Origin of the sequence: Streptomyces gobiensis, from assembly GCF_021216675.1 — a bacterium.
GTDB lineage: Bacteria > Actinomycetota > Actinomycetes > Streptomycetales > Streptomycetaceae > Streptomyces > Streptomyces gobiensis.
On sequence record NZ_CP086120.1, the window covers coordinates 2129623 to 2155568 of the forward strand.

The 25946-nt window shown below is 67.8% G+C and carries 24 protein-coding genes; 12 read left to right on the forward strand and 12 right to left on the reverse strand.

Annotated features, from left to right (window positions below; translation table 11 throughout):
* The first annotated feature begins 47 nt into the window (after positions 1-47).
* From test1122_RS09715 to test1122_RS09725, 3 genes are all read left to right on the forward strand, one after another.
* Entirely contained in the window at positions 48-791 is a 744-nt protein-coding gene (locus tag test1122_RS09715) for a DsbA family protein (RefSeq protein WP_232268759.1), read from the forward strand.
* Positions 788-1687 (forward strand): cytochrome c biogenesis CcdA family protein, encoded by a 900-nt coding sequence (locus test1122_RS09720; RefSeq protein ID WP_232268760.1) that lies wholly within the window; start codon positions 788-790, stop codon positions 1685-1687. The genes test1122_RS09715 and test1122_RS09720 overlap by 4 nt, the downstream gene beginning before the upstream one ends.
* Positions 1688-1792: 105 nt before the next feature.
* Entirely contained in the window at positions 1793-2917 is a 1125-nt protein-coding gene (locus test1122_RS09725; protein WP_232268761.1) for an ADP-ribosylglycohydrolase family protein, read from the forward strand.
* 161 nt (positions 2918-3078) lie between these two features.
* On the opposite strand, the gene test1122_RS09730 is transcribed toward test1122_RS09725, so the two are convergent.
* The 3 genes from test1122_RS09730 to test1122_RS09740 form a co-directional block, all read right to left on the reverse strand.
* Positions 3079-3870 (reverse strand): hypothetical protein, encoded by a 792-nt coding sequence (locus tag test1122_RS09730; protein ID WP_232271850.1) that lies wholly within the window; start codon positions 3868-3870, stop codon positions 3079-3081.
* Positions 3871-4128: 258 nt separating this feature from the next.
* The gene (locus test1122_RS09735) at positions 4129-4317 is read right to left on the reverse strand and encodes a DUF397 domain-containing protein (RefSeq protein WP_232268762.1); all 189 of its coding nucleotides are present in this window, start codon (positions 4315-4317) and stop codon (positions 4129-4131) included.
* Positions 4314-5165 (reverse strand): helix-turn-helix domain-containing protein, encoded by an 852-nt coding sequence (locus tag test1122_RS09740; protein WP_232268763.1) that lies wholly within the window; start codon positions 5163-5165, stop codon positions 4314-4316. The genes test1122_RS09735 and test1122_RS09740 overlap by 4 nt, the downstream gene beginning before the upstream one ends.
* A 185-nt stretch (positions 5166-5350) precedes the next feature.
* Here test1122_RS09740 and test1122_RS09745 point away from each other — a divergent pair, with 185 nt between their 5' ends.
* Both test1122_RS09745 and test1122_RS09750 read left to right on the forward strand, forming a co-directional pair.
* Entirely contained in the window at positions 5351-5686 is a 336-nt protein-coding gene (locus tag test1122_RS09745; RefSeq protein ID WP_232268764.1) for a hypothetical protein, read from the forward strand.
* A 648-nt stretch (positions 5687-6334) separates the two neighbouring features.
* Positions 6335-6916 carry an extensin gene (locus test1122_RS09750; protein WP_232268765.1) on the forward strand — a complete coding sequence of 194 codons (582 nt, stop codon included), beginning with the start codon at positions 6335-6337 and terminating at the stop codon, positions 6914-6916.
* Positions 6917-6920: 4 nt separating this feature from the next.
* On the opposite strand, the gene test1122_RS09755 is transcribed toward test1122_RS09750, so the two are convergent.
* Both test1122_RS09755 and test1122_RS09760 read right to left on the reverse strand, forming a co-directional pair.
* Positions 6921-7295, reverse strand: a complete 375-nt coding sequence (locus test1122_RS09755; RefSeq protein ID WP_232268766.1) for a hypothetical protein — start codon at positions 7293-7295, stop codon at positions 6921-6923.
* 226 nt (positions 7296-7521) lie between these two features.
* A complete protein-coding gene (locus test1122_RS09760) occupies positions 7522-8331 on the reverse strand; it encodes a TIGR03619 family F420-dependent LLM class oxidoreductase (RefSeq protein ID WP_232268767.1) in 810 nt (269 codons plus the stop codon).
* A 99-nt stretch (positions 8332-8430) separates the two neighbouring features.
* On the opposite strand from test1122_RS09760, the gene test1122_RS09765 reads away from it, so the two are divergent.
* Positions 8431-9888, forward strand: a complete 1458-nt coding sequence (locus test1122_RS09765; RefSeq protein WP_232268768.1) for a CehA/McbA family metallohydrolase — start codon at positions 8431-8433, stop codon at positions 9886-9888.
* 103 nt (positions 9889-9991) lie between these two features.
* Positions 9992-11068 carry an NsdA family TPR-like regulatory protein gene (locus test1122_RS09770; protein ID WP_422396958.1) on the forward strand — a complete coding sequence of 359 codons (1077 nt, stop codon included), beginning with the start codon at positions 9992-9994 and terminating at the stop codon, positions 11066-11068.
* A gap of 48 nt (positions 11069-11116) precedes the next feature.
* Here the strand turns inward: test1122_RS09770 and test1122_RS09775 are convergent, their stop codons facing one another.
* The 5 genes from test1122_RS09775 to test1122_RS09795 all read right to left on the reverse strand — a co-directional run bounded on the left by test1122_RS09775 (position 11117) and on the right by test1122_RS09795 (position 17984).
* Complete coding sequence (locus test1122_RS09775; RefSeq protein ID WP_232268769.1) at positions 11117-12856, reverse strand: N-acyl-D-amino-acid deacylase family protein; 1740 nt, start codon at positions 12854-12856, stop codon at positions 11117-11119.
* Positions 12849-13976, reverse strand: a complete 1128-nt coding sequence (locus tag test1122_RS09780) for an LLM class flavin-dependent oxidoreductase (protein WP_232268770.1) — start codon at positions 13974-13976, stop codon at positions 12849-12851. Before test1122_RS09780 ends, test1122_RS09775 begins: the two co-directional genes overlap by 8 nt.
* 136 nt (positions 13977-14112) lie before the next feature.
* Positions 14113-15399 (reverse strand): MFS transporter, encoded by a 1287-nt coding sequence (locus test1122_RS09785; RefSeq protein ID WP_232268771.1) that lies wholly within the window; start codon positions 15397-15399, stop codon positions 14113-14115.
* Positions 15386-16663 (reverse strand): ATP-grasp domain-containing protein, encoded by a 1278-nt coding sequence (locus test1122_RS09790; RefSeq protein WP_232268772.1) that lies wholly within the window; start codon positions 16661-16663, stop codon positions 15386-15388. The genes test1122_RS09785 and test1122_RS09790 overlap by 14 nt, the downstream gene beginning before the upstream one ends.
* Before the next feature lie 16 nt (positions 16664-16679).
* Positions 16680-17984 (reverse strand): lysine N(6)-hydroxylase/L-ornithine N(5)-oxygenase family protein, encoded by a 1305-nt coding sequence (locus test1122_RS09795; RefSeq protein ID WP_232268773.1) that lies wholly within the window; start codon positions 17982-17984, stop codon positions 16680-16682.
* A gap of 656 nt (positions 17985-18640) precedes the next feature.
* Between test1122_RS09795 and test1122_RS09800 the strand changes: the two genes are divergently transcribed.
* The 5 genes from test1122_RS09800 (at position 18641) to test1122_RS09820 (ending at position 24003) form a co-directional block, all read left to right on the forward strand.
* Positions 18641-19192 carry a DUF3291 domain-containing protein gene (locus test1122_RS09800; protein WP_232268774.1) on the forward strand — a complete coding sequence of 184 codons (552 nt, stop codon included), beginning with the start codon at positions 18641-18643 and terminating at the stop codon, positions 19190-19192.
* Between the two features lie 116 nt (positions 19193-19308).
* Positions 19309-21216, forward strand: coding sequence for a class I tRNA ligase family protein (locus test1122_RS09805; RefSeq protein WP_277879897.1), 1908 nt, complete (start codon positions 19309-19311; stop codon positions 21214-21216).
* An 11-nt stretch (positions 21217-21227) separates the two neighbouring features.
* Positions 21228-22286, forward strand: coding sequence for an NAD(P)/FAD-dependent oxidoreductase (locus test1122_RS09810; protein ID WP_232268776.1), 1059 nt, complete (start codon positions 21228-21230; stop codon positions 22284-22286).
* A gap of 35 nt (positions 22287-22321) precedes the next feature.
* Positions 22322-22813: a GNAT family N-acetyltransferase gene (locus tag test1122_RS09815; RefSeq protein ID WP_232268777.1), complete on the forward strand. Its 492-nt coding sequence runs from the start codon at positions 22322-22324 to the stop codon at positions 22811-22813.
* 68 nt (positions 22814-22881) lie between these two features.
* Positions 22882-24003 (forward strand): amino acid:polyamine antiporter, encoded by a 1122-nt coding sequence (locus test1122_RS09820; protein ID WP_232268778.1) that lies wholly within the window; start codon positions 22882-22884, stop codon positions 24001-24003.
* Here the strand turns inward: test1122_RS09820 and test1122_RS09825 are convergent.
* Both test1122_RS09825 and test1122_RS09830 read right to left on the reverse strand, forming a co-directional pair.
* On the reverse strand, positions 23993-24766 hold the full coding sequence (locus test1122_RS09825; RefSeq protein ID WP_232268779.1) for an SDR family NAD(P)-dependent oxidoreductase: 774 nt from the start codon (positions 24764-24766) through the stop codon (positions 23993-23995). The two genes, test1122_RS09820 and test1122_RS09825, sit on opposite strands and share 11 nt — an antisense overlap.
* A gap of 262 nt (positions 24767-25028) precedes the next feature.
* The gene (locus test1122_RS09830; protein WP_232268780.1) at positions 25029-25946 is read right to left on the reverse strand and encodes a TIGR03619 family F420-dependent LLM class oxidoreductase; all 918 of its coding nucleotides are present in this window, start codon (positions 25944-25946) and stop codon (positions 25029-25031) included.

Below are 25946 nucleotides of genomic sequence, written 5' to 3' on the forward strand. Positions count from 1 at the left end.
TCCTCCTGACCTACTTGCCGCGCCGTCAGCGCGGCATGGGAGTTCACATGACCATGAGCAAGAAGAAGCAGAAGCTCTCCGTCACGCTGCTGATCGCAGCGCTCGTCGGCGTGCTCGTCCTCACCTCCGTCTCCGCCTTCGGCTGGATCGGCAACAGCGGCAACAGCGGCTCGGGCGGCGCCTCCGATCCCGCCGCCAGCGCGGACGAGCCCAGCAAAGCCCAGAAGAACGCCCTGCTCGCCCTCGCCCGCCGGGACGCCAAGGACCCCTACGCCATGGGCAAGACCGATGCCCCGGTAGTGATGATCGAGTACGCCGACTTCCAGTGCTCCTTCTGCGGCAAGTTCGCCCGGGACACCAAGCCGGAGCTGGTCAAGAAGTATGTGGACGAAGGGGTGCTGCGGATCGAGTGGCGCCAGTTCCCGATCTTCGGCAAGGAGTCGGAGACCGCCGCGCTGGCCGGTTACGCCGCCGGGCAGCAGGGCAAGTTCTGGGACTTCCACGATGTCGCCTACGGCGAGGAGCGGAGGAAGAACAGCGGCGCCTTCGCCCAGGACAAGGTGGAGGCCATGGCCCGCGAGGCGGGCGTGCCGGACCTGGACCGCTTCGTCAAGGACATGAAGAGCGAGGACGCCAGGACCGCCGTCAACAAGGACACCGGCGAGGGCTACAACCTCGGTGTCTCCAGCACCCCCGCCTTTCTGGTCAACGGTCAGCCGGTGCTCGGCGCCCAGCCCGCCGAGGTGTTCACCAGCGCCATCGAGCAGGCCCGCAAGGCGGCCGCCGAGTGAGCGGTGACATCGGTTATCTCGCCGCGTTCCTCGGCGGGCTGCTCGCCCTGCTCAGTCCCTGCAGCGCGCTGCTGCTGCCCGCCTTCTTCGCGTACTCCTTCGCCACCCCGGCCCGGCTGCTGGGCCGGACCGCCGCCTTCTATCTGGGGCTGTGTCTGACCCTGGTCCCGCTGGGTGCGGCAGGCTCCTTCGCGAGCCGTCTCTTCTACGGTCACCGGGACACCCTGATCGCTGTCGGCGGCTGGACGGTGATCGCCCTGGGCGTCGCGCAGATCCTCGGCTTCGGTTTCGGTTCGCGCCGTATGCAGGAGGCGGCGGCCCGTATCCGGCCGTCCTCGGTGGTGTCGGTCATCGCGCTCGGCGCGGTCTACGGCCTGGCGGGCTTCTGCGCCGGGCCGATCCTCGGCGGCATCCTCACCATCTCGGCGGTGGGCGGCTCCCCGATCTACGGCGGTGTGCTGCTCGCCGTCTACGCCCTGGGCATGGCGGCACCGCTGTTCGCCCTCGCCCTGCTCTGGGAGCGCTTCGACCTCGGTCACCGCCGCTGGCTGCGCGGCCGGGCAGTGCGGGTGGGCCCGCTGGAGCTGCACACCACCTCACTGCTCTCCGGCGCTTTCTTCCTCCTCATCGGCGCGGTCTTCCTCCTCTACAGCGGCACCTCGGCGCTCCCCGGCATCCTGGACGTGGACCAGGAGGCCCGCCTTGAGCAATGGGCCCGCTCGGTGGGCTCAGCGGTCTCCGACACGGGTGTCCTGCTGGCGGTGGCGGCGCTGCTGGCGGTTGCCATCGCCGTACGGCTGTGGCGACGCGGCGGCCCGGCAAAAGAGGGCCCGGAACAGGGCCGGGAGCAGGAGCGGGAGCAGCAGTCGGGCGACGGTGAGGCGGCGCGTAAGTGAACGGCTGCGACGCTCAGCAGAGTGACCCGAACTCGTCCGTTCTGATCACTTCATGTCGTTTACAGTGCTGACTCAGGGCGGAGGCGATCGATTGGAGGGGGCGCGGTGACCGCTGGGACCAGTACGGCGATCTGGGGCCGGGTCGAGCAGCAGGACTTCCGCAGCCGGGTGCGCGGATGCCTGCTGGGTGGGGCGATCGGCGACGCGCTCGGGGCCGGTATCGAGTTCGACTCACTTGACGCCATCCGGGCGGCGCACGGCCCGGATGGCGTCACCGGCTATGTGCCCGCGTACGGGCGGCGGGGCGCGGTCACCGACGACACCCAGATGACCCTGTTCACCGTCGACGGCCTCATACGGGCTCATGTACGCCGCGACGCCGGGGCCTGGCACCCGCCGACCGATGTGCACGCCGCCTACCGCCGCTGGGCCGCGACCCAGCGGGACTGGGGCCCGGACGAGCGTAAGAAGGACGACGGCTGGCTCGCCCGCGAGGAGTGGCTGTACGCCCAGCGGGCCCCCGGGAACGCCTGCGTCACCGGGCTCGCCGATGACCGTATGGGCACCCTGGACAAGCCCAAGAATCCCGGCTCCAAGGGCTGCGGCACCGTCATGCGGTCGGCGCCCTTCGGGCTGCTCGTGGGCTGGGAGCCCCAACTCGTCTTCCAGCTCGCGGTGGAGTGCGCGGCACAGACCCACGGCCACCCGACGGGCTTTCTGGCCGCCGGTGCCTTCGCCGTCATCGTGCACGCGCTCGCCCGGGGCGACTCGCTGGACGCCGCCATCCAGCAGGCCCTCGCCCAGCTGATCACCCGCCCCGGGCACGAGGAGACCACCGACGCCCTCAAGCGGGCGCTCGGCGCGGTACGGCAGGGCCTGCCGACCGCCGAGCGGGTCGAGTCGCTGGGGCAGGGCTGGACCGCCGAAGAAGCCCTCGCGATGGGCGTCTACTGCGCCCTGGTCGCCGAGGACGTCCAGCACGGCCTGCTCCTCGCCGTCAACCACAGCGGCGACTCCGACTCCACCGGCTCCATCTGCGGCAACCTCCTCGGCACCCTGCACGGCGAGACCGCGCTGCCGCCCCGCTGGGTCGTCGAGCTGGAAGGCCGCGCCACGATCCTGGAGCTGGCCGACGACTTCGCCATGGAGATGACGCAGGGCCCCGCCCTGCACGACCCGGCCACCCCCGCGGGCTCCCCCGGCTGGCTGCGGCGCTACCCGAGAGCGTAGCCGCTTCCGGTGCGTTGTGGGTCGGGGGCGGTCCGGGGTGGAACGTTCCGGACCCATGATTTACGACCCGACACGCGGCAGCGTTGAGTGGGCCGGTGAGGTCTGTGTCGGCCCACAAATCACGGGCAAGCGTCCGGAACAACCCACCCCTCCCCACCCCCTCACGCAGACGCAGTCCGCGCCTGGCCGCGTGCGGCCTGAAAGGCAGCCCGTACCAGGGCCGGACCGGGATGCCCGGTCTCCGACGTCGGGTCCGGTTCCGGCGGCGCTACCCCGGCGCAGCGCCCGCAGATCCCCGACTCCTGCCCACGGGGCAAAGGGTCCCGGCATTCCCCGCACTCAGCAGGCGGCGGCACCGGAGGCACAGGCTTCGCGGGCAGCTTGGCCCGCAACCGGTACGCGGCAATCGCCCCCGGAGCATGCACTCGCCGGGGCAACCCGGCCGTCAGCGCATCCCGGATCTCGGCCTTCCCAGCACCGCGTGCGAACCACTCCTCGGCCAGCGGCGCCAGCCGCACGGCCTCGGCCGCCCCCAGCCGCAACCGGGGCTCAACCGCCCCGATACTGGCCAACACACGGGCAGCCCGCCCAAGTTCAGGCCCGGGCTCGGGCTCGGGAGGGTGGGGAGTGTTCTCCCGGGTGTTTACACCCTTGGGTGAGTCGCCGACAGCCCGATCCACTGGCTTACCGGCAGGCAGGATCCTGCCACCCGGCTGCCCTGCGAAAGCGGCGGCGATCTCCTCGTCACTCGTCAGCGCCACATTGGAGACCAGCACCCGGGTCTCCCACCGCCCCGTCTCGGGAGACTGCCACTGCCGGGTGTGAACGAACCCCTCATCCACCAGCTGCTGACGGGCCTTACGGATCGCGATCCGCCCCTCCGGCATCTGCTCCCCGATACTCGTGAACGTCTCCCGCGACCCCTCCGGCAACGACAACGCCCACTGCAACATCCGCACAGCCGTACCGTTCAGCCTCGGATGACGGATGATCTCATTCGGAACTTGAGTAAAGAAGCGCGCAGGCGCGATAACATGCCGAAGCATCCCAGGGTCTCCTCTAGTCGACCTTGGCGGTGAAGGCCCTCTTCGATGTTGGCAGCACCGTTGAGGGCCGCTTCACTTCTGTGAGCGAAGCGTGATGACCCGCTCACTCTAATCACATCACCGGCACCCCGGGCGAATCAGTCAAAACCGGTCAACTTCCGCCCATTAATGGGCGGTTCGCTTGGCAATCTCGATGAACGCGGACCAAGCGTCGGCAGAAAACACCAGCGCCGGGCCGCGTGGGTTCTTGCTGTCCCGAACCGGGACGGTGCCAGCAAAGTTGTCGGCGACCTCGACGCAGTTGCCGCCCTGGGTGTTGCTGTAGCTGGACTTGCGCCATTGTGCGGTGGTCATGTCTGGTCGGGGGGTTCGCATGGCTTGCAGTCCTCCATTGCCGATCGGATCCACGCGGCAGTCTCCTTGGGAGAAAGGGCGTACGCCCTCAGCGCATCGTAGGCGTGCCTGCGCTCCCGCACCGAGTCAGCGTCTTCGTAGAGGCGGCCAGCGTCAATGCCCTCCTCGTAAGCCACCGTAGTGTCGTCCGGCAGCGTGTGGAGCGTGAGCGAGCCGCCTAGCAGGCGGTGCTCACCATGGTTGTTCGGCAGAAGCTGCATCTTGGTCGTTGCGGTGTCCACTACCGGGAGCAAAGAGGCCAGTTGTTCACGCATGACCTCCGGACCGCCAACCATGCGCCGGATGGTTACCTCTTCCAGGATGGCCCACAGCCGAGGGGGGTCGTCGGACCGAAGCCGCTCCTGACGACTCATTCGTGCGGTCACCCGATCCTCAAGCTTCTCTTCCGAGGCATCGGGAGCACCGGCCCGTAGCAGCGCACGGGCATACGCCTCAGTCTGGAGCAGGCCGGGGACGACGTGTCCCGCGTACTCCTCTACGACCCTGGCCTCTGCCTCAAAGTCCATGTGACGGCGGTACTGGTCGGGATGCACCTCTCGCTTGACAGGTCCATACAACCGTGCGAAGTGGCCATCCGTGCCGAACGCCGCGTCCAGCGACTCAGAGAAGCCCGGCGGAGGCATCATCTGGGCTGTCTCAATGCGGTGTAGCTGGCTCTTGCTGTACCGAACGATCCCGGAGAGCCGGTCCAGCGACATATCGGTGTTGGTGCGGTAGCGCCGCATCTCGGCGCCGTAGAAGTGCCGGATAGAGCGGTCCGGTGTCAGTTCGCGTGGTCTCGCCGCCATGTGCAAGCCCCCTTGTTCCGAGCGGAGTCGTGGAACATCAGACCTCTATGAGTTTAGGCAGCGGAACGCAACTCTTGACGTACACACGGTAATTGCCGACCGGACGTACGGAGCACCCAATGACGCCAGATCACCAAAACACAGCTGTACAAGAAACCCGAGCAGCCCGGGACAGCCTGGGCGATGTGCTGGAACTCATCGGCGTTTCCCGATACATCGCCCAGCTCCAGGAGTCGGAGCTGGGCACGCCGCTGGTCCGCTTCGAGCCCCTGGACCGCGCGGCGGTCCGGGTGATCGCCAGCACGCTCACCCAGGGATGCATGAACGGCGCTCCCCAGCTCGGGGTCGCCATGTGGAGTGAGGGGATGCGGTGCGTGGGCGAGGTCATCGGCCGCAACGGGGCCACCGTGCGGCTCCGGGCCCTGGCTGACGGCCGCGAGTGGCGCAGCGCGCCGGACGATCTCCGGATCGCCCGGGTCCAGGAAGTGCACGCCGCCCTGAAGGTCCACCCCACGCAGTAAGCGCCCCGGCGGGTGCTGAAGACACCCCCGGGACATGGTCAACCAGAGAGAGAGCCAGTCGACATGCGCAACCTTATCGCCCGGATCGCCGCAAGGATGCTTACTCCCCGAACCCCGGGGCGGCATGCCCGGATCTCCCCCGCGACGCCGGACGTGATCGTGCCCCCACGTCCGCAGCATCCGCCACGCGTTCCCAAGCACAGCGAGCCGTTGGACGGTGACGCGGCCGCGATGGTCCGCCCGTACGTCGTCGCGCACGAAAGCGCACAACGGCGGCGGGATCGCGGTTTGTTCATCGCCCCGGGGGGACTCGATGACGTAGTGACGATCACTTGTTGAGGACTCAAGCATGACTGCCGCGTGTGACCATCAGGAACTCGAACGGCAAGGGAAGGACAAGGTCTGCAGGGGGTGCGGACAGGTCATCTACAGCGGACAGCTGACCTGAGCTGCCGTGGGTCGGCCGCCGTCCGCAGGCGGCGGCCACCGATGGATGGTTGAATCCCGGACAGAACAGTAGATCGAGGGCCCCTTAAGCTACTGACGCGTACCCACCGCGTAACGAATCCGCATCGGTATACCGTTCGGCCACCCGGTCGCGCTTTACTGTGCGCCACAGCAACCACGTCACTGGGAGATGCGAGCGAGATGGGCCGACACCGCCGACCAACCCGTGCCCACTACGCACGTGCCACGACGCTCAAGGCCGCTGCCGCCCTGAGCGTGGCGGGCAGCTTTGCCCTTGGCTTCCAGATGACGGCTGGCAGCAGCGACGAGGCCGCCCAGGCGCGTTCCGGGGCCGACTCGCAGCCGGACCAGCTGTCCGGCACCGAGCAAACCGCTGCGGACACGCCCAGCAGTCCGGGGCAGATCACCCCCACCGCCGCTGCGGAGCCGACGCTCCTGGAGGAGCGTACGGGCGACGACACCCGGACAAGCCGGGCCGAAGCGTACAGGCCGGGCACCAAATCCGCTCCCGATACCGCAGCGTCAGCTGCGCCCACCCGTGTAGCAAAACCGGCAACGTCGGACCCGGTGAAGTCCTCCTCGTCCGAGGAGACCACGCCGACCAAGGCGTCCACTTCTACGGAGCAGTCGAGCGAACCGCAGTCGGACGACAGCGAGGACGGCGGCCAGGACAAGGGACTGGTTGACGGTCTCGTCGACACCGTCGACAAGACCGTCGACGACGTGGCCGGTGGCCTGAGCGGCGGTCTGCTGGGCGGCTGACCGCTCAGGGGCCCCAGGTATGCGGGACCGGGGTGCACTGCACAGCGGCACCGGCGCCGAGCGAGTACCACTCGGTGATCTCGATGAGCTCGTTCGCCAGGGACGGCTTGCAGAGCATTGGCGCCACCGCGTCCTCTTCCTGCCGTAGCTCCTTCCAGGTCGTCTTCTCAGTAATCGGCGTGTGCGGCGCGCGGCAGCCGAAGTTGGTCATACCGTCGAACAGGGTGCCGCGCGTGCAGATCTTGATCTCTCCGCCGTCTTCGACGAATTCCGCCGGAGTGGGACCTTCGTTGGCGCTGGCGGCGGGAGCGGCGACGACCATCGCCCCTGCGGCGAGGACCGCTGATACACAAAGGGCGGGGAGACTGCGGAGACGCATGGTGTTCTTCTTCCTCTGGGGTCGCTGTCGTTGATGGATCGGACTACGTGCCCGTCCACGCAGACCGCCCAACGATCCGATGCTCTTTAAGACACGTCGTATGACAGACCTTCCATCCCTCATACGGGTGACACCCGCATCGTCGAGCTGCCCCCACCCGCCGGCCAGATCGTCGGAGTACTCCTCGGCTGCGATTCGGACGGCGTCAAGTGCCGTGCAGTCCGCGCTATAGGTACTGCGCGTATGAGTCCAACGCCCGCAGCACCTCGCCCTCCTCCGCCGATGGAAGCTGCACCACGACCTCCTCGATGCCCAGCTCCCGAAAGTGCGCCAGCTTCCCCGCTGATGGGGCCACATAGGCCGGGACGACCTCCGCCCGCGGCGCCACTTCACGCAGCCGGGGGATCGATTCGCGCAGGCTGCGCCCGCCGACCGGCATCCAGCCGTCCGCGTACTCGGCGATATGGGAGAAGAGCCTGGGACCTGCGGCGCCGCCGAGCAGGAGGCGGGGGCCGCGTGGGCGGGTTGGCTTGGGGTGGGCCTCGCTCGCCCGTACGGAGCCGAACTCACCCTTGTACGCGGTGGGTTCCTCCGCCCACAGCGCCCGCATCAGGGCCACCCGGTCACGTACGAGGTCTCGTCTGCGGGACCAGTCCACGCCGTGGTCGGCGGCCTCCTCCACGTTCCACCCGAAGCCGACGCCGAGCGTAAAGCGGCCGCCGGACATCCAGTCCAGCGTGGCGATCTGCTTGGCCAGCACGATGGGGTCATGCTGGGCGACCAGCGTGATCGCGGTGCCGAGGCCGATCCGCTCGGTCACCGCGGCCACCGCGCCCAGGGTGACGAAAGGATCCACGGTCCGGCCGTACTCGCGCGGCAGCGGATCGCCCATCGGGGCGGGGGTCTCCCGGCTGATGGGGATGTGCGTGTGCTCGGGCAGGTACAGGCCGTGGAAGCCGCGCTGTTCCAGCTCCTGAGCCAGCCGTACGGGGTGGATGGACTCATCGGTGAGCATGACGGCCGTAGAGATACGCATGCAGCGTTCCTTCCGTTCTCTTCGTTCCCTTTGTTGTCCTTCCCTGTTCTTACGTCAGGGTTCCGCTGCGTGTCTCGCAGCCGTACAACGGTGTCTTGTATGGACAGACGCGATGTGCTCAAGCTGTCGGCGGTTGCGGGGGCGGCGAGCGCGCTTACGCTCAGTACTGTGAGCTTCGCCCACGCAGCGGTGAGGACGGTCCGTGGCACGCTGCCCACCGGCGCCCCGGACTTCGTCTATCTGCCCATTGAGGTCCCGCGCGGGGTGCGCGAGATCGCGGTTTCGTACACCTACGACAAGCCCGAGGTCCCGCCGGGCACCCCGGGTAACGCCCTGGACATCGGCATCTTCGACGAACGCGGCACGGAGCTGCCGGGACGCGGCTTCCGGGGGTGGTCGGGCGGCTTCCGTACGGAGTTCACAGTGAGCGCGGAACGGGCCACACCCGGGTATCTGGCGGGGCCCATACGGGCCGGGACGTGGCATGTGGTGCTGGGGCCGTACACAGTGGCGCCGCAAGGCATGACGTACGAGGTCACCATCACCCTCCGGTACGGCAAGCAGGGCCGGACCCCGAAGCCGGTTTACCCACCGGAGCGGGCTGAGGGACGCGGGCGGGCTTGGTACCGGGGGGACTGCCATCTGCACACCGTCCACTCGGACGGCCAGCGTACGCCGGAGGAGGTCGCGGTCGCGGCCCGCGCGGCGGGGCTGGACTTCATCGCGACGACGGAGCACAACACAACATCGGGGCACGCCGCGTGGGATGGCCTCTGGGGCGACGATCTCCTGATCCTCTGCGGCGAGGAGGTAACCACACGCAACGGCCACTATCTGGCGCTGGGCACGGACCCGGGGGTGTTCGTGGACTGGCGGTACCGGGCCCGGGACGACGCGTACCGCCGCTATGTGCGGCGTATTCACCGAGGGGGCGGCCTGGTGGTGCCCGCGCACCCCAACTGCCCGTTCGTCGGCTGCCAGTGGAAGTTCGGGTACGAGGGCTCGGACGCGGTCGAGCTCTGGAACGGTCCATGGACGCCGGACGATGAGCTGACCCTGGCCGCCTGGGACAACATGCTGGTCGAGGAGCCGGGGCGATGGCTGCCCGCGCTGGGCAACAGCGACGCGCACCGCGAACCACAAGTGGTCGGCCTGCCCCAGACAGTGGTCTACGCGGAGGACTTGACCCGTTCCGCCATCCTCGACGCGATCCGGGCGGGCCGCAGCTACCTCACCCAGTCCTCGGCCCTCTCCCTCACCCTCACCGCGTCGGACGAGCACGGCAACCACGCCACCATCGGCGACCGACTGCACACCCGCCGCCCGGACGCCAGGGTGACCGTCCGCCTGGAGGCCACCGGCGCCCCAGCCAACGCCACGGCCCGGCTCCTGACCGACCAGGGCCAACTCCGCTCCGGCCCGGCAAGCACCCCGCTGGAGTGGCAGACAACCCCGTCGCTGGCAACGTACGTACGAGCCGAGATCCGCCACCCGGACGGCACTGGCGGCCTCCCGGGCGCAATGGCCGCGATGACGAACCCGGTCTGGCTCAGCTGACCGGCAACCACCGGCGGCCGGGGTGTCGTTCACCGGGCTGAGCAGACCGGTCACTGAGGCCGAGGCGGGCTTCCCGTTGGGGCTGAGTACACAGAGCGGCCCCATGGGCACGAATATTGTGGGAGGTCTCGTCGATCTGGGGAGGTGGGACATGGATCCCTCGCGCAGAACCGTCCTCGGTGCGGGACTGTTCTCGGTAGCCCTCACCATCCCCGGCTGGCCGGATGTGGTGGGCCGGGCAGAGGCGGTCCAGAGCGGCCGTACACGCCGTATCGGTGAGAGCGAAGTGGACACGGTCACCGCCATGACCGAGCGTATTTCTGAGCTCGACGATCAGTTCGGTGGGCGGCACGCTCGGCCGATGGCGGCGGCGTTCATGGTGAATACGGTGGCTGCGTATCTGCGGGCGGACGCACCGGAGAGCGTACGGAAGTCCATGCTGTCCGCCGCATCGGACCTGTGTTACCTAACCGGCTATATGGCCGTGGACGAGGGGCAACACGGGCTGGCCCAGCGCTACTACCTCAAGGCGCTGGAGCTTTCCGGCGCGGCAGAGGATTACCTCACCTACTGCACCACGCTACGCGGCATGAGCGTGCAGGCCGTCGACCTGGGACACGGGACGAAGTCCCTGGAACTGGCCAACGCCGCTGCCGCTGCCTCGCCGCAGGCGGGGCCGAGGATGCGGGCCTTCCTCACCGGACAGCAGGCACACGCGGCGGCTCAGACCGGCGACCGGCGCATGGCGCTGCGGTATATCCGTGAGGCCGAGACAGCGATGGACCGGGCGGAGTCCCGGGAGAAGGCGTTCGGCTCGTACGACCCGGCCGCGCTGAACTACCACATCAGCCAGGTGCGTTACGAGCTAGGCGATACAGGCGGAGCGGTCGCTGCCATGCAGCAATCCGACAAGGTTCGTGACAGCTTCTACCGGCGAACTCGCGTGAGGATGCGCGGTCTGCTGGCCGAACGCCAGCTGAGCGCGGGTCACCTGGAGGCGGGCTGTGCGACGTTTGACCTCGCCCTGGATGACTACCCACAGGTCCAGTCCGCGCGCGCCGACGACCGCATCCGTTCCGTACTCACCCTGCTCCGACCTCACCTGAACAACCGCACAGCCAAGGCCGTCTACGAACGAGCACGCGCCGTCACTCAGCATCGGCCGGTGGCTCCGGCCTGAACGGTCAGAGCGGGGCGTTGGACGCCAGGGTGACGGTCCGCTGACGTATTAGCGCGTGCTGACCGTTTCCGTGTCGCGGCCGGAGCGGAGGACCGTGCCGGGGGTGGCGCCCGTGACCTTGTCGTCGCGGATCGTCTCGGTGCCGTTGACCCAGACGCCGACGACACCGACCGCTTCGGAGTCCAGGCGGGGGCTGTCGCCCGGCAGGTCGTGGACCAGTTTTGCCGGGCCCGCGTCGATCCGGTCCGGGTCGAAGAGGACCAGGTCGGCGTGGTAGCCCTTGGCGATCCGGCCGCGCTCGCGGAGGCCGAAGAGGCGGGCGGGGTCGTCGGTGAGCATCTTCACGGCCTGTTCCAGGCCCACCAGTTTCCGGCCGCGCAGGCAGTCGCCCAGGAAGCGGGTGGTGTACGGGGCGCCGCACATACGGTCCAGGTGGGCGCCCGCGTCGGAGCCGCCGAGCAGGACGTCCTCGTGTTCCCAGGTCTGCCGGCGCAGCTCCCAGCTGGCGGGGTCGTTGTCGGGCGGCATGGGCCACAGCACGGTGCGGAGGTCGTCGTTCGCGCAGATGTCGACCAGGCACGCGAAGGCGTCCTGGCCGCGTTCGGCGGCGATGTCGCGGACCACGCGGCCGGTCAGACCCTTGTTCGCCGCCGAGTAGGTGTCGCCGATCACGTACCGGTCGAAGCGGGCCAGGCGCCGGAAGATCCCGGCTTCCTTGCTGTCCGCCCGGCGCAGCATCTCCGCCCGTACGGCAGGGTCGCGGAGCCGCGTGATCCGCTCGGGGACGGGCAGGCCCAGCACCTCGCCCCAGCCCGGGATGAGGTTCAGCGCACAGAAGGTGCCCAGGGACATGTTCATCGGGGTGAGGATCGGCATGGTGAGCGCGACGATCCGGGCACCCGCCTCGCGGGCCCGTTCGCTGGGCAGGAGCTGGCGCGGCACCCGTTCCGGGACGGCGGCGTCGATGGTGAGGACATTCCAGTTGAGCGGGCGTCCGGCGGCGGCGCTCATCTCCACGAAGAGATCGATCTCGTCGTCCGAGAAGTGGTCCAGGCACCCGGAGACGATCGCCTCCAGCTGGGTGCCCTCGTGTTCGGCGACGGCCCGGGACAGCGCCAGCAGCTCATCGGGCTCCGCGTGCCGCGAGGCGACCGGCTTGCCGTCGCCGTCCGCGTGGGTGGACGACTGGGTGGTGGACAGGCCCCAGGCGCCCGCGTCCATCGCCTCGTGGCAGAGGTTCAGCATGTCGGTCAGCTGGGCCTGAGTCGGCTGGCCGCCAATCGCGTTCTCGCCCATGACGTACCGGCGCAGTGCGCAGTGGCCCACCATGAAGCCCGCATTGACGGCGATACGGCCCTCCAGCGCGTCCAGATACTCGCCGAAGCTGTGCCAGCTCCAGGGCGCGCCTTCCTCCAGGGCCACCAGGGACATGCCTTCGACCTTGGACATCATCCGGCGGGTGTAGTCGGCGTCCTGGGGGCGGGCGGGGTTGAGGGGTGCGAGGGTGAAGCCGCAGTTGCCGCCGGCCACGGTGGTGACGCCGTGGTTCATCGACGGGGTGGCGTACGGGTCCCAGAAGAGCTGGGCGTCGTAGTGGGTGTGCGGGTCGACAAAGCCCGGGGTGAGGACCAGCCCTTCCGCGTTCTGGCTGCTGAGCGCTTCCTCGTGGGTGGTTCCGGGTGCGGCGATGACCGCGATACGGCCGTCACGGATGCCGATGTCGGCGGGGTACGCGGGTGCGCCCGTGCCGTCCACGACCGTGGCGCGCTCGATGAGATGGTCAAGCACTGGCGGCCTCCCGGAAACGCGTCGTCCGGTGAACCGGGTCCGTGTCAATCTTCGGGATGACGTGTTCGCCGATGAGCTTGATGGTGTTCATGGTGTCCCCGTAGCCGATCCCCACCGGCAGCCCGAAGCAGAGCTGGTCGGCCCCGGCCTGCTCCCAGCGCTTGCACTGCCGCAGCACCTCGTCCGGGTTGCCGCAGATCATGAACTCCTCGGCGATCAGCAGGTCGATGAGCTCCTCGGTGTACTCCGGGATCAGCTCCGGCCACTCCGGGATGCCCTCCGGGCGGGGGAAGGTGTCGTGGTAGCGGAAGAGCAGCGACTGGAGGTAGTTCAGGCCGCCGTTCACCGCGATCTGCCGGGCCTTGTCCGTCGTCTCGGCACAGATCGCGGTCGAGGTCACCATGACGTTGTCGTTGACGTAGCCGCCGATGGGCTCGGCTTCGGTGATGGCCGTCTTGTAGGAGTCGACGACCCACTCCATGTCACTGACCTTCTGCACGCTGAAGCCCAGCACGCCCAGCCCCTTTCTGGCGGCCATCGCGTACGAGGGCGGCGATCCCGCCGCGTACCACATCCCGGGGTGCGAGCCCCGGTATGGCTTGGGCAGCACCTTGCGGGGCGGGAGTGACCAGTGCTTGCCCTTGAATCCCGGGTACTCGTCCTGGAGCCACATCTTGGGGAACTCGGCGATGGTCTCTTCCCAGATCTCCTTGGTGTGGTTCATATCGGTTACGCCCGGCAGGAACCCCAGGATCTCGTGGCTCCCGGCACCCCGCCCCGATCCGAACTCAAAGCGGCCACCGGAGAGGTGGTCGAGCATCGCGACCTTCTCGGCGACCTTCACCGGGTGGTTGACCTGCGGCAGTGGGTTGAAGATGCCGGAGCCGAGGTGAATGCGCTCGGTCGCGTGGGCCAGATAGCCGAGGAAGACATCGTTCGCGGACAGATGGGAGTACTCCTCCAGGAAGTGGTGCTCAGAGGCCCAGGCGTACTTGAAGCCCGACCTGTCCGCCTGGATGACGTACTGGGTCTCCTCCATCAATGCGTTGTGCTCGGCCTGAGGGTCGGTCCTCGCCCGTGCGGCGGGCACATACCCCTGCACAAAGAGCCCGAATTCCAAGGCGGTTCACTCCCTCTGATCGGTGGCCTGCCCCTGCGCTTCTGACGGGTGGCTGACGTACCGTCAGATCGCGGTGCGACTGACTGTCGCACCGACCGCATGGACCGTCAATAGCTGACGGGGCATCAGGCAGGGATCAGGCAGACACCTTCTCGGCTCCGCCACGGGAGGAGGTCCTGGACAACAGCCGGAAAAGCAGCACGGTGACCACACAGCCCAGGGCACCGCTGGCCAGCCAGGGCACTTGCGGGCCCAAGCCGTACAAGAAGACACCGGTGGCCGGGCCCAGGGACATTCCGGTGGTCTGGCAGAAGCCCAGAAACGACTGATACCGGGCACCGGCGCCCTGGGGAGCGGCCTCGGTCGCGGCTGCCGCTGCCACCGGAGAGATCAGCATCTCCCCGAGCGTCCACAGAAGTACGCCGCCGATCAGAACCGGCCACACAACAGCCGTCGCGTTGACCACGAATCCGCCGAAGACACACACAGCGCCCAATACGATGGGGATCTGCGGGGTGAATTTCCGTACCACCATGGAGAGCGGTATCTCACAGAGGATGACCAGCACCGCGTTCATGGTGAGCAGCAGACCGAAGGCGGTGGTGCTGAAGCCGTTCTCCTTCATCGCCAGCGGCAGCGGGCCGGTGTGCTGCGCGTAGACCAGGGACACGCTGCCGAGCAGCACGCACGTCATGAGGAACTGCGGGTCCGCGAGAAGCACCCGCCGTTCAACGCGCTTGCTGGGCTCGCTGGTCCCTGGCGCACCGCGCCGTTGCACGCGCTGCCGGGGTGGGTCCTTCGGCAAGGTCAGCAGCAGGGCCGCGGAGGCCGCACCCACCGCGGCGTTGCCCCACAGCAGCGTTTCCATATTGCTTGACGCCCAGAGTCCACCCAGGAGCGCACCGAGGGCGACACCGATGTTCAGCGCTGTCCGGTAGACCGCGAACATCGTCACCCGTCGCGCCGGATGGGCGGCCTCCCCCACCACGGCCTGCGCCACCGGGCTGAAGCCCTGTACCACGGCTGCCATCAGACCGGCGAACACCAGGGTCCCCAGATAGCTGCGAATCCCGACGAGAGCGACCGAGAAGGCCGAGGTGAGCAGCGTAGTCAGCAGCAGCGTCCGACGCGGCCCGATCCGGTCGGCCACCCAGCCTGACATCCCGGCTCCGCCCATGCCGGACACGGCAACCACGATCAGACCCACAGTGATCTGGTTGGCGTCATAACCCCGATCGGCAAGGATCAGGGTCAGGAAGATCGCGAAGAACCCACCGACCCGGTTGAGGAAGACGCTGATGGAAACGGTGAGGATGGGTCGGGGGATGCCCCGGAAGCCCCGGTGGCCAGGGCCCTCCGCGTCGTCGTCCAAAGCAGCCGGATCGGCCGGATCTGCCGGGTCGGCTGGATTAGCCGTGGTCATCCCTCTCCTCCAGAGGTTCGTAATCGAGGGAGGCCAGCTGCTCCGCCTCGGCCAGCCGGGTACGGCACTCCTCCTCATCCCTGCCTTCAGCGATCACAAAGGCATACCGGGAGACATATTCGGCGGGCGGGCAGCGAAGCTCCGTTCCGGGCTGGACCATCGCGGTGGCCTGGACGATGCCTCGCATCCCCGCCGTGTCGCCGATGGTGATCTCGCGAACCCGGCAGTCCACCGTCGGCGCGAAGAAGCGGATACCGAGGGTCCTGGCCCGGTCGGAGCTGAAGTCCGGCTTCACCCCGGTGAGCACATCCACCGCCACACGGCCTGGATCGATGCCGGTGGCAAGCTTGCCCAGATACGGAATGAGGTCCCCGCCGAGCCGCCCGTTCACCTCGACGATGACCGGACCCCGTGAGGTCAGCTTGACCTCGCTGTGTGTCGTACCGTGCGTAATGCCCAGGGCTTTGTGCGCATCGGCCAGCATGGTCATGATGCGCGGGTCATCCAGCAGGGGGTCATCAGCGGACACCAGGTGCCCGGTCTCCACAAAATAGGGAGCCCCGGCCACCTGCTTGCGCCCGATGAACATGGGTGTGTATTCGCCGTCGAAGACGGCACCGTCGATGCTCACCTCCGGGCCGTCCAGATACTGCTCGATCACATAGTCATCCGGGACGTACACCCCCGGATAGGCGGCGGAGCTGGTAGCGGCGAACGCCGCCGCCATGTCCGCCGGCCCGTTGGCCATCACCACGCCTGAGCTGGAACCCAGGGTGCGGGGTTTCAGCACCACCGGGTACTGGAGTTCCTCAGCGGCACGCAATGCTTCTTCGGTCGAGCGCACGGTACGGAACTGTGGCTGAGCGATACCGGCCTCGGTCAGCAGGGCACGGGAGATCTTCTTGTCCCGGCAAGCACGGGCAGATTCCACCGAGAGGCCGTCGAGCCCAAGAGCTTCGGCCGCGTACGCAGCCGACAGCAGAATGCCCTCATCGGGGCAGAACATGCCGATGACCGGGCGGCTCGCGGCCAGTTCACGGGCCCCGTCAGCCAAGGTCTGCCCGTCGTAGCAGTCGAGCGCGGTCGCCCCGACGATGTACTCCCGCTGCCAGCTGGGCTCATCCGAGTCGAACAGCCAGACAGGGAAGCGCTGTGCCGCGGCGGAGAGCAGATACTCCCGGTAGGGGCGGCTGTCCCGGTCCTTCTGGCTGCCGATGCCGATGACCAGCAGTACCGGCTCCGCGGTGGTTACTTCATTGGCCACGGTTTCCTGTCCTTCCTCAGCTGGCATGAGCCGGGGCCGCGAATGTTCCCCGCTTGAGCAGGCCGTCCAGGATGGTCCCGGCACGCAGCGACAACAGGCTGAACGAGCCCGCGTCACCGATACCGTGGGAGGACTCGCACAGACCGTTGAGCAGGACCGGCGGACAGTCGGAGCCGCTGTCCCGGGGCTCAAGCGCGTAGTCCGCCGCGACGTACAGCTCGCCGGACTCCTCGGTGCGGAAGTGGCCGACGATGTCCTCCAGCACCGGCGGGTACGGCTCCTGGTCAGGCCCAGGGCCGAGGTCACGGAAACCCGTGGCCACGACGACCAGATCGAAGGTGTCGGACTCGGTCAGAGCGGTATTCCGCTCCTCAATCTCCAGCACCACCTTGTCGCCTTGCTCCCGCACCGCGGTGACCAGCCGGTTTCCATCGACATGCACCTTCTGGTCACCGTCCAGCCGCTGTTCGTAGATGAGCAGGTACAGCTCTTTGAGGACATCGGCGTCGACGCTGGAGTAGTTGGTGCCGTGCATATAGGCATCGAGGCGGCGCCTGCCCTCGGCCGTGGCCCGGTGGTAGTACTCAGTGAAGGCCGGAAAGTAGCCCTCCTCACTGAAGGGGCTGGTGTCCTTGAGCCGCAGGCTGTAGCTGCGTACCAGATTGCGCACCCGGGTCCTGGGGAACCGGCGGGCCAGGTCCAGGGTCAGTTCCGCGGCGCTCTGGCTGCCGCCCACCACGGCGACGGACTCCGGTGCGCCGTGAGTGGTGAACTCCTCAAGCCGGAACAAGTAGTCCGTCAGGTGGAACACCCGGCGGCTGGCAGCACTGTCGAAGGGCTCCGGGAGATAGGGCGCACGCCCGGGGGCAACCACCAGGGAGCGGCCAAGGTACACACCGCCGCACGCTGTGGTGACTTCGTACAGCGCTTCGCCATCATGCTGGATGAGCCGGACCTGCTCCGCACGTCGGCCGTAGTCCACGACCTCGTCGAACTGGCGCGCCACCCAGGTGATGTACCGGGCGTACTCCTTGCGCAGCGGAAACTCGATGGGCAGGTTCAGATGCTCAATCAGCCTGCCTTCCTCGAAGAGGTAGTTGAGGAAGGAGTAGTGGCTTCTGGGGTTGCGAAGGGAAACGAGATCGCGGCTCGGGTTGTTCTGGATGTCCGAGCCGTCCAGCAGCATGCCCGGCTGCCAAGCCGGTTCCGTACGAGCCTCCAGGAACCGTGCGCTCACGCCGGGCTCCTGCTCCTCCAGAGCAATAGCTAATGCAATGTTGGCCGGTCCGAACCCAATCCCCAATATGTCATAAACACGCATGCAAATCCCCGTTCTCAAGCCGGCACCCTGGGGGTCGACCCATACCTGAAGTGCTTCCGCCTGTCGCGTTAAGGGTGGGTGGGTACAGGGGCTATGTGAGGCAGCAATCCCTGGACCGACGGTCAGTGGGGCCGCGCTGCTCCAGCGGCGATGCGTTTCCCCAGCCGTCACAAACCGTTCTCGATCATAGCTTCAATTCGCACCACGCCAGAGGCGTGGTCTGTGCCGAGGATGACTCCCGTGCCCACAGCAGCCGCACGCCCCGCACCATGACCTCCCCCTAAACGAGCTGGGTCTCATCAACATGAGAGCCCAACAGCTCCAGCAGCATAGGACCATGGCGCAGAGCCTCACAAGAGCCTGACCAAGCCGAGTACATGGCGAATTTCCCTGTTGACGGAACTAAAATCTGTCCCCCGGGGAGGACGGTGACACCTCGCGCTGCGACTCTGACCTGCGGCGCGATGTCTCCTCATGCGGCGGATGCACGGCGTTCATCTGTCACTACATCAAGCCAGTGTTGTATACATCACGTCAGTGATAATCCCGTTGACGCTGGTTGACGCATCATGGCTACGGTGGGACACCGCAGTCAGCCGCAGCGCGGGGCCTCGGGCTGATCAACGGGCCGACTCTGAACAATGGGGGATGGAGAAATGGCACGGGTAGCGTTCACGACGTTCGCCGTACTGAAGAGGCCTTATGGCAACCCAGAGGTTCAGGAATTCGATGACCTGACCCCGCCGACCTTCGATGAGGCAGAGGGCAGTTCTGGCTTCATCGACCGCGCCAAGGCAGTCGACGACAACGAAGATCTCAGCAACTTCGAGCGTGACTGGGGAGTTTGGGGCGCCTTCTCCGTTCCCCGCTTCTACACGGGCGGCCGGACGACAGACACCGACAGCCGCGCCTCCACCCTGTCCCTGTGGCAGGACCTCGAATCAGTCTTCACCTTTGTCTATTCAGGGCTGCACCGGTCCACTCTGCGACGTCGGCATGAGTGGTTCGTCAAACCCGAGTGGCCCACGTACGCGGCCTGGTGGGTCGCGGACGATTCGGTACCGACCTGGGATGACGCATGCCGTCGGCTGGAGCTTCTGCACGACAGCGGCCCCACCCCCGACGCGTTCAACTTCCATCACCCGTTCACCGCGGAGGGCTCACCGACTCGGCCAGCGAGAATCGGCAGCTCCGCGGCCCGGGAATAGCAGGACCCCTTCTCATCGAATTACAGCCAACTCAGCACAAACGGGGGTTTCACTTGATCACGCGTGCTTTTGACCGCGACAGCATGAGCTGGTCCTACGAAATGTATCTGCAGCCCATGCTGGCGTCCACGGACATACCCGGCCTTCCGTTTGGCTCGGTATTCGGAAGCGTACCTCCGCATACGACATCCAAGAGACATGCTCACCAGGACGGGGAAATGTTCATCGTCCTGAGCGGCAAGGCCGTTGTTGTCCTCGGCGAGGAGGAGCAGGAATTCGGACCCCGCGAGGTCGTTCACCTCTCCCCGTTCTCCTTCCACGAGATCCGCAACGAATCCGATGAGCCATTCGATATCGTCTCGATCTTCTGGGAGAACATTCCCGCCGCCGTAGCAGCGCTGGACAAAATATCTCCCCGGGCTGAACTGCCCGAGCGGGCCCTGGTGTTCTGTCCACCACCGACACCGAACGGCGGACTGCACCTCGGGCATTTAGCAGGACCGTATGTCCGTGCCGATATGTTCGCCCGCGCACTGCGCACGATGGGCCGCGGCGCCCGCTACATCACCGGCACTGACGACTACCAGTCCTATGTCGCGGTTGCCGCCGCACTCACCGGGAGCGACCCCGCCAGAGTGGCCGGCAAGGAAGGCGACGGCGTCCTCGCCACGCTCCACGCAGCCGGTGTGCGGTGTGACCGTGCGACCCGGCCCACCCTGAACCCCGATCACACCAGCAGGATCAGAGAACTCTTCGCCCGGCTGCTCGAGTCACCCGCGGTCACCACGCAGGACCGGGAAACCGCCTACTGCGCCCAGTGTGATCTCTCCTTGTACCAGGCATTCGCCCGGGGCCACTGCCCCAGCTGTGCGGCCCCCAGCGACGGCGAGATCTGCGAAGCGTGCGGCCGGCCCAACGAGGCCCGGGACCTGACCGGACTGAGCTGCCGGATCTGCGGTAACGCCGCCACGGTCAGAACCGAAGAAGGCCTCTGGCTGGACATGAACCACTACGCGGACCGGCTGCGCGACTACCTCACACAGGCTGCCGCTACCCCTGACCTCCGGACCTTGGTCGAGAATCTCCTCGACTCCCCCGGTGGGCTGCCGGGTTACCGGCTGACCCGTACGACGGACTGGGGCGTCGCAACGCAAGAGGAGCAAGAGGAGGGGACACAGTCTGTTGACCCCTGGGTGGACCTCGCGCTGACGTTCCTGGACGCGGCTCACGCCGAGAAGGCGGACGGACCAGCCGAGATCACCCTCTTCCTGGGATACGACAACAGCTACTACTACGCGGTCCTTCTGCCCGTACTGGCCTTCGCGGCCGGACTCGAGGACTGCCTGCCCACCGCCTTCGTCACCAACAAGTTCCTGCACCTCGACGAGGAGAAGTTCTCCACCAGCAGGAAACACGCGGTCTGGGCGGACGACGCCCTCGCGGCCAACGGCCCGGATGCGGTGCGACTGGCCCTGCTGCGCCGCGCCCCCGAAGGGCGGATCACCCGGATCGCCCGAGACGACGCCGAGTCGCTGGCCGGAGACCCGCTCTATGCCGGATACCGGGAGTGGCTGACTGGATTTGCCACCGTGCAGGAGGAGTTCGGAACCGGCGTGCCCGGAACAGGGGCGTGGACGGATGCCCACCGGGAGTTCTACCGCTACCTCAATTCCCTCACCCAGCAGCTCGACGGTCTCCTGATCCCGGCAGCGTTCAGTGCCCACGGCTATATCACGCTGCTGGACTCGCTGTTGCACCGGACGACTGACTTCCGGGCGACCGAGACCGATCTGCGCCGGGTTCCCTCACAGGGGGAGGAGGCGCGGACCAGTCTCGCCCTGGAATACCTCGCGGCCAAGGTCTTCGCCGCTCTGGCCTGGCCGGTCATCCCCGGGCTGGCACAGGATGTCTGGAGCTGGCTGGGACTGCCCGGCACTCCTGAGCGCGAAGAGTCCTGGTCGTTCCTGCCCCCTGGGACTGAGTGCGGCCCGCCGGAATTCGCCGCGGTCCGGGGAAACCCGTGATGGGGGCGTCGGTGCGTGCCGGCGCACTGCCCTCGGAAGCCGACATCGTGGTCGTAGGGGCGGGGATCATCGGCGCTTCCATCGCCCACCAGCTGACGCTGCGGGGCAGGAGTGTCGTCGTACTGGAGCAGGCATCGCGCACCGGCGCGGGTGCCACCGGTCTCTCCGGTGGCATGGTGCGTGCTTACGATCCTGACCCCGTCGTCGCGGAACTCGCTCAGCTGAGCCTGGACACCTACCAGGACCCGGCACAGTGGCAGTCGCGGCGGTCGCCACTGCACTCGGTGTGCGCGCTGACGATTCAGGATCCGGCGATGGAGCAGCTACTGCGCGAGTCCGCCGCGCAGCTGGGTCCGTCAGCTCAGGTCATCACGGATTCCCCATATCTGGGCGTCCATTTGGACGGTGGTATCGCGCTGGCCGAGCAGCGGGGCGGCTATGTTCCCGCGGTCACGGTGACCGATGACTGGCTGCGCCAGGCATGTTCCCGTGGCGCCTCACTGCACTACCGAGTGCGGGTGCTGGGGATCGAGAAGGATGACGGCCGCTGCCGGGTGCACACCGGGGCCGGGGAAATCCTGGCCCGGTCGGTGGTAGTGGCGGCGGGAGCCTGGGCCGCTCAGCCGCTGGCCGGGGCCCATCGGCAGCACCCAGTGCGCAGCCGGTCCATCCAGGTGAGCGTTGTGCTGCGGGACCCGGCGGAATCAGCCCACGGGACATTCATTGACCTGCGTACGGGAGCCTATGGCAAGCCAGTCGGTGATAACCGGTCGGTGATCGGCCTGCCTCATCTGGTCTGGGACGAGGAGCCCGGACGCGGCTACGCGGAACCGGACACCAGGCACGCGGAACTCACCGCCAAGACGGTGACCCCGTATCTGCCCTGGGTCGCGGAGGCTGAACGGGCGGCGATTCTCCGTACAGTGGACGGATACTGCGACACCGGAGAACTCTGCGAGCCGACCGAGGTAGCGGGTGTGTGGTCAGTACGGGGCTGGAACGGCGGCGGGGTGAAGGTCGCCCCCGAGGCCGGGCGCCGGATCGCAGAAACAGTGATCGCCGGTATATGAACGCGTCGGCAGGACCAAGGCAGAGGGAAAACAACGTGCAGTACGACATCGACCGGGTGAACAGCGCCAGCTTTGAGCAGGTACTCCCCTTGATCGCCGAATACCAGCGTTTTTACGGCTGCGAACCCGATGAGGCACGCAATCGGAAGTTCTTCGGTGAGCTGCTGGACGACGATACGTATGGGCTGCAGTTGTCGGCCCGAGCCGGTGACCGGGTGGTCGGCTTCGTCACCCTGTACTGGACCAGGACATCAACACAGGCCACCACGGTCGCCCTGCTCAACGACCTGTATGTGCATCCGGACTTCCGCGGCGGAAGAGAGAACGGGGTGGGTGCGGAACTCATGCGTGCGGCAGCGCGCGCCGCCGCTGAACGCGGGTACCCCAGCCTCAACTGGGAGACCGCACCCGACAACCGGTCCGGCCAGGCGCTGTATGACCGCTTCCTCACGGAGGCACCTGCGCCGGGCAGTAAGTCATCCTGGATCCACTACGGTTACCCGCTGCCGCCCGGGCCGACGGCGTGATCTCCCGTACCCCTTTAGCGCCCACAGCTGCCACCGAAGGCAGTGACACCGCCGCACCGGCCGGGGCCGTGAAAACCATTGGCGGCGCGGTCACGCGAGGGGTACTCGGCGCGGGCATGCTGGTCATGCCGCCCGTCGTCCTGGGTCTGGCGGGCTCTCTGACCCCATGGGCCTGGGGGTTCCACCTGCTGCTGGGCGGTGCGGTAGCCCTGGTGCTCGCTCTGCTGGTACGGCAGGGTGCCCGTCCGGCTCCCCTGTCCGTCAGCATGGGGGAGCTGCTGGGGACCTGGGCGGCACGGTCGATCGACGGGGTGTTCGCGGTGGCCTTCACCGCGGGGCAGGCGGCCATCGCGTGGTTCGCCGCCAGCTACGCTCTCGCCGCGGCCTCGGGCGGTCGTCTGCAACCGGCCAACGCCAACGGTCTGCTGCTCGCTCTGGGTATTCTCGCCACAGCGCTCGGCCTGGCCCTGGCCGGCGTGCGCCCGGCACCACTGCTGCTCCGTATCCGCCCTTGGGCCACCGGTGCGCTGGCCATGGCCTGTGCCGCAGCGGGCTGGCCCATCGCCGCCGAAGACGGTTCCCCGCTGGGGCCGCCTGGCACGCTGGAATCTGGCGGCTTCTGGACGGCTGTCGCTGTGCTGTTCTTCGCCGGGGTCGGCTGGGAAACGGTCACCACGGCCGTCCCCGGTATGCGAGCCAGGCGCTCCCACATCATCGGGGGAGTGCTGTTCGGCACGGTCGCGGTGGCCGGTGTCTACCTCGGGATCGCGGTGGTCCACCAGCGCATGAGCGGCTCGTACGGCGAAGCGGACCGGCTGCCCGCCTGGTCGCAGTACGTCCTGGCGGGTGCGGTGGTGATCCTCGCGGCCTCCTACTGCTTCACCAACATCCGTACCGCATCCGTCATCGCCTCACGGCTCCGTGCCGGGGAAGGGTTCGTGACCCGTCCGGTCACGCTCATCATTGGGCTGATGTGTGCTGTGTTCGCCTGCGTCGGCATGCGGGCCGGAGGCGTCCCCCTGCTCCTGCTCGGTCCCGCGGTGGCTGCCTTGACTGGCTACTCTGTCGGCATGTTCGCTGCCGTAAAGCGGGGCGGACGCGGACTCTCGGCGACCGCTGGAGTTGTCCTGCTCACGTTGCTGGGCAGTGGGGCACTCGTCCTGTGGGAGTTGTCCGGCGTCAATAGCTGACGCCGGACAGCCAGCCGCCGTCGATCACAAAGGGCTGCCCTGTGATGTAGGAGGAGTCCTCCGAGGACAGAAAGAGGGCGAGCCTCGCCACCTCATCCGCCCGGCCGATACGCCCCATCGGAATGAGCTGAGCATAGAACTCCGCCAGCGCGCCCGCGTCCGCGCCCGTGTCCGCGCCCTCCTCCGGATGGGTCATCGGTGTATCGATCGCTCCCGGGCAGATGGCATTGACCCGGATTCCCTTACCTGCCAGCTCCATCGACGCGACGCGGGTCATTCCGACGATGGCCGCCTTGGTGGCCGCGTACGAGGTCAGATACGCCATGCCGCTCAGTGCGGCGTAGGACGACACATTGACGATCGTGCCGCCGCCGGCCGCCGCCAGCTCTGGCGCGGCCGCCCGCATCCCGAGGAAGCAGCCGGTCTGGTTGACCCGTACGACCTGCTCGAACTCCTCCAGCGGGGTGCTTGCCAGGGCGTTGAAGCGCACTATCCCCGCGTTGTTGACCAGCCCGTCGACCTTCCCGAAGGCATCGCTGGCGGCCTGCACCGCCGCCGCCCAGTCCTCCTCCCGTCCCACGTCCAGCCGTATGTACCGAGCGACATCCGGGCCAATCTCCCTGGCCACTGCCGCGCCTTGCTCATCCAGCACATCCCCGAGCAGCACGTTCGCGCCTTCGGCGGCGAAGAGCCGGGCCTCCTGCTCACCCTGCCCCCGCGCCGCCCCACTGATAATGACGACCCGCCCATCCAACTTCCCCATCACCCACTCCTCCCTGCCGGGGGCTGCCCCCGATTCGTGTTGTGGGCAGTCGTTCCGCAGGGCGGAACGGGTGGGCACAACACCCGGCCACCGTCCCGCACCCGCCCAACCCCGGGGCCCGGGGCAAAGCCCCGGATTTCGGGAAGGGGCGGGAATTGGGGAACCACCCGCAGCCCCCCGCACCCGGGGCGATGCCTCCCCTTCGCGGCGGAGCCGCACACCGGCACCGCCGCGAAAGGGAGGCATCGAAGGAAACCCACCCCTACTCACCCAGCCGCGGCGCCACCTCCGCCGCGAACGCCGCCATCTGGTCAGCCAGTTCCTCCCCACTCCGGCTACGGAACCGCACCTGTAGCTGCTGAACCCCCATCGCCCGATACGCCCGCAACGACTCGGCGACCGTCTCCGGCCTGCCGCTGACCGTGAACCGGCCGACGTCCCACCCCGGCTCCCCCACATACAGCGGCTCGGCGATGGCGCCGATGGTGAACGGCCCACCCCGCTCCCCCCTGAGCCGCCGCAGCCGCTCGATCTGCCCCGGAAGCTCACCCCTGGGGTCCCCCTGCGGCAGCCAGCCGTCACCGTGCCGGGCCGCCCGCCGGATGGCGGCGGGTGAGGAGCCACCCACCCAGATCGGCGGCCGTGGGGTCTGCGCCGGACGTGGCCGCTGGCCCAGCCCGCCGAAGGTGAAGCGTTCCCCTGAGAACTCCGGGAACTCCGCCTCCCCCAGCGCCGCCTTCAGCGCGTCAATGGTCTCGTCGAGAATCGCCCCGCGCCGGGAGAAGTCCACGCCCAACGCCTCGAACTCCTCCCGCACATGTCCGGCCCCGACTCCCAGGATCAGCCGCCCGCCGGAGAGATGGTCCAGCGTGGCGTACTGCTTGGCGGTGATCAGTGGATGCCGCAGCCCCGCCACCGCGACATGGCTCAGCAGCCGCACCCGCTCCGTCGCGGCGGCCAGGAACGCCAGCGTGGCCACCGGGTCGTACCAGACCGTGCTCATCGCCGCCGCCAGCCGCCTCGGTATCGCGATGTGATCGCAGCAGGCGATATATCCGAACCCCAACCGGTCCGCGGCCCGCGCTATCTCCACCAGATCCGCAGGCCCTGCCTCCGCCTCCCAGCTCTCCGCGTAGAGCGTGCTCTGCGACTGCACCGGCAGCTGTATGCCGTACAGCAT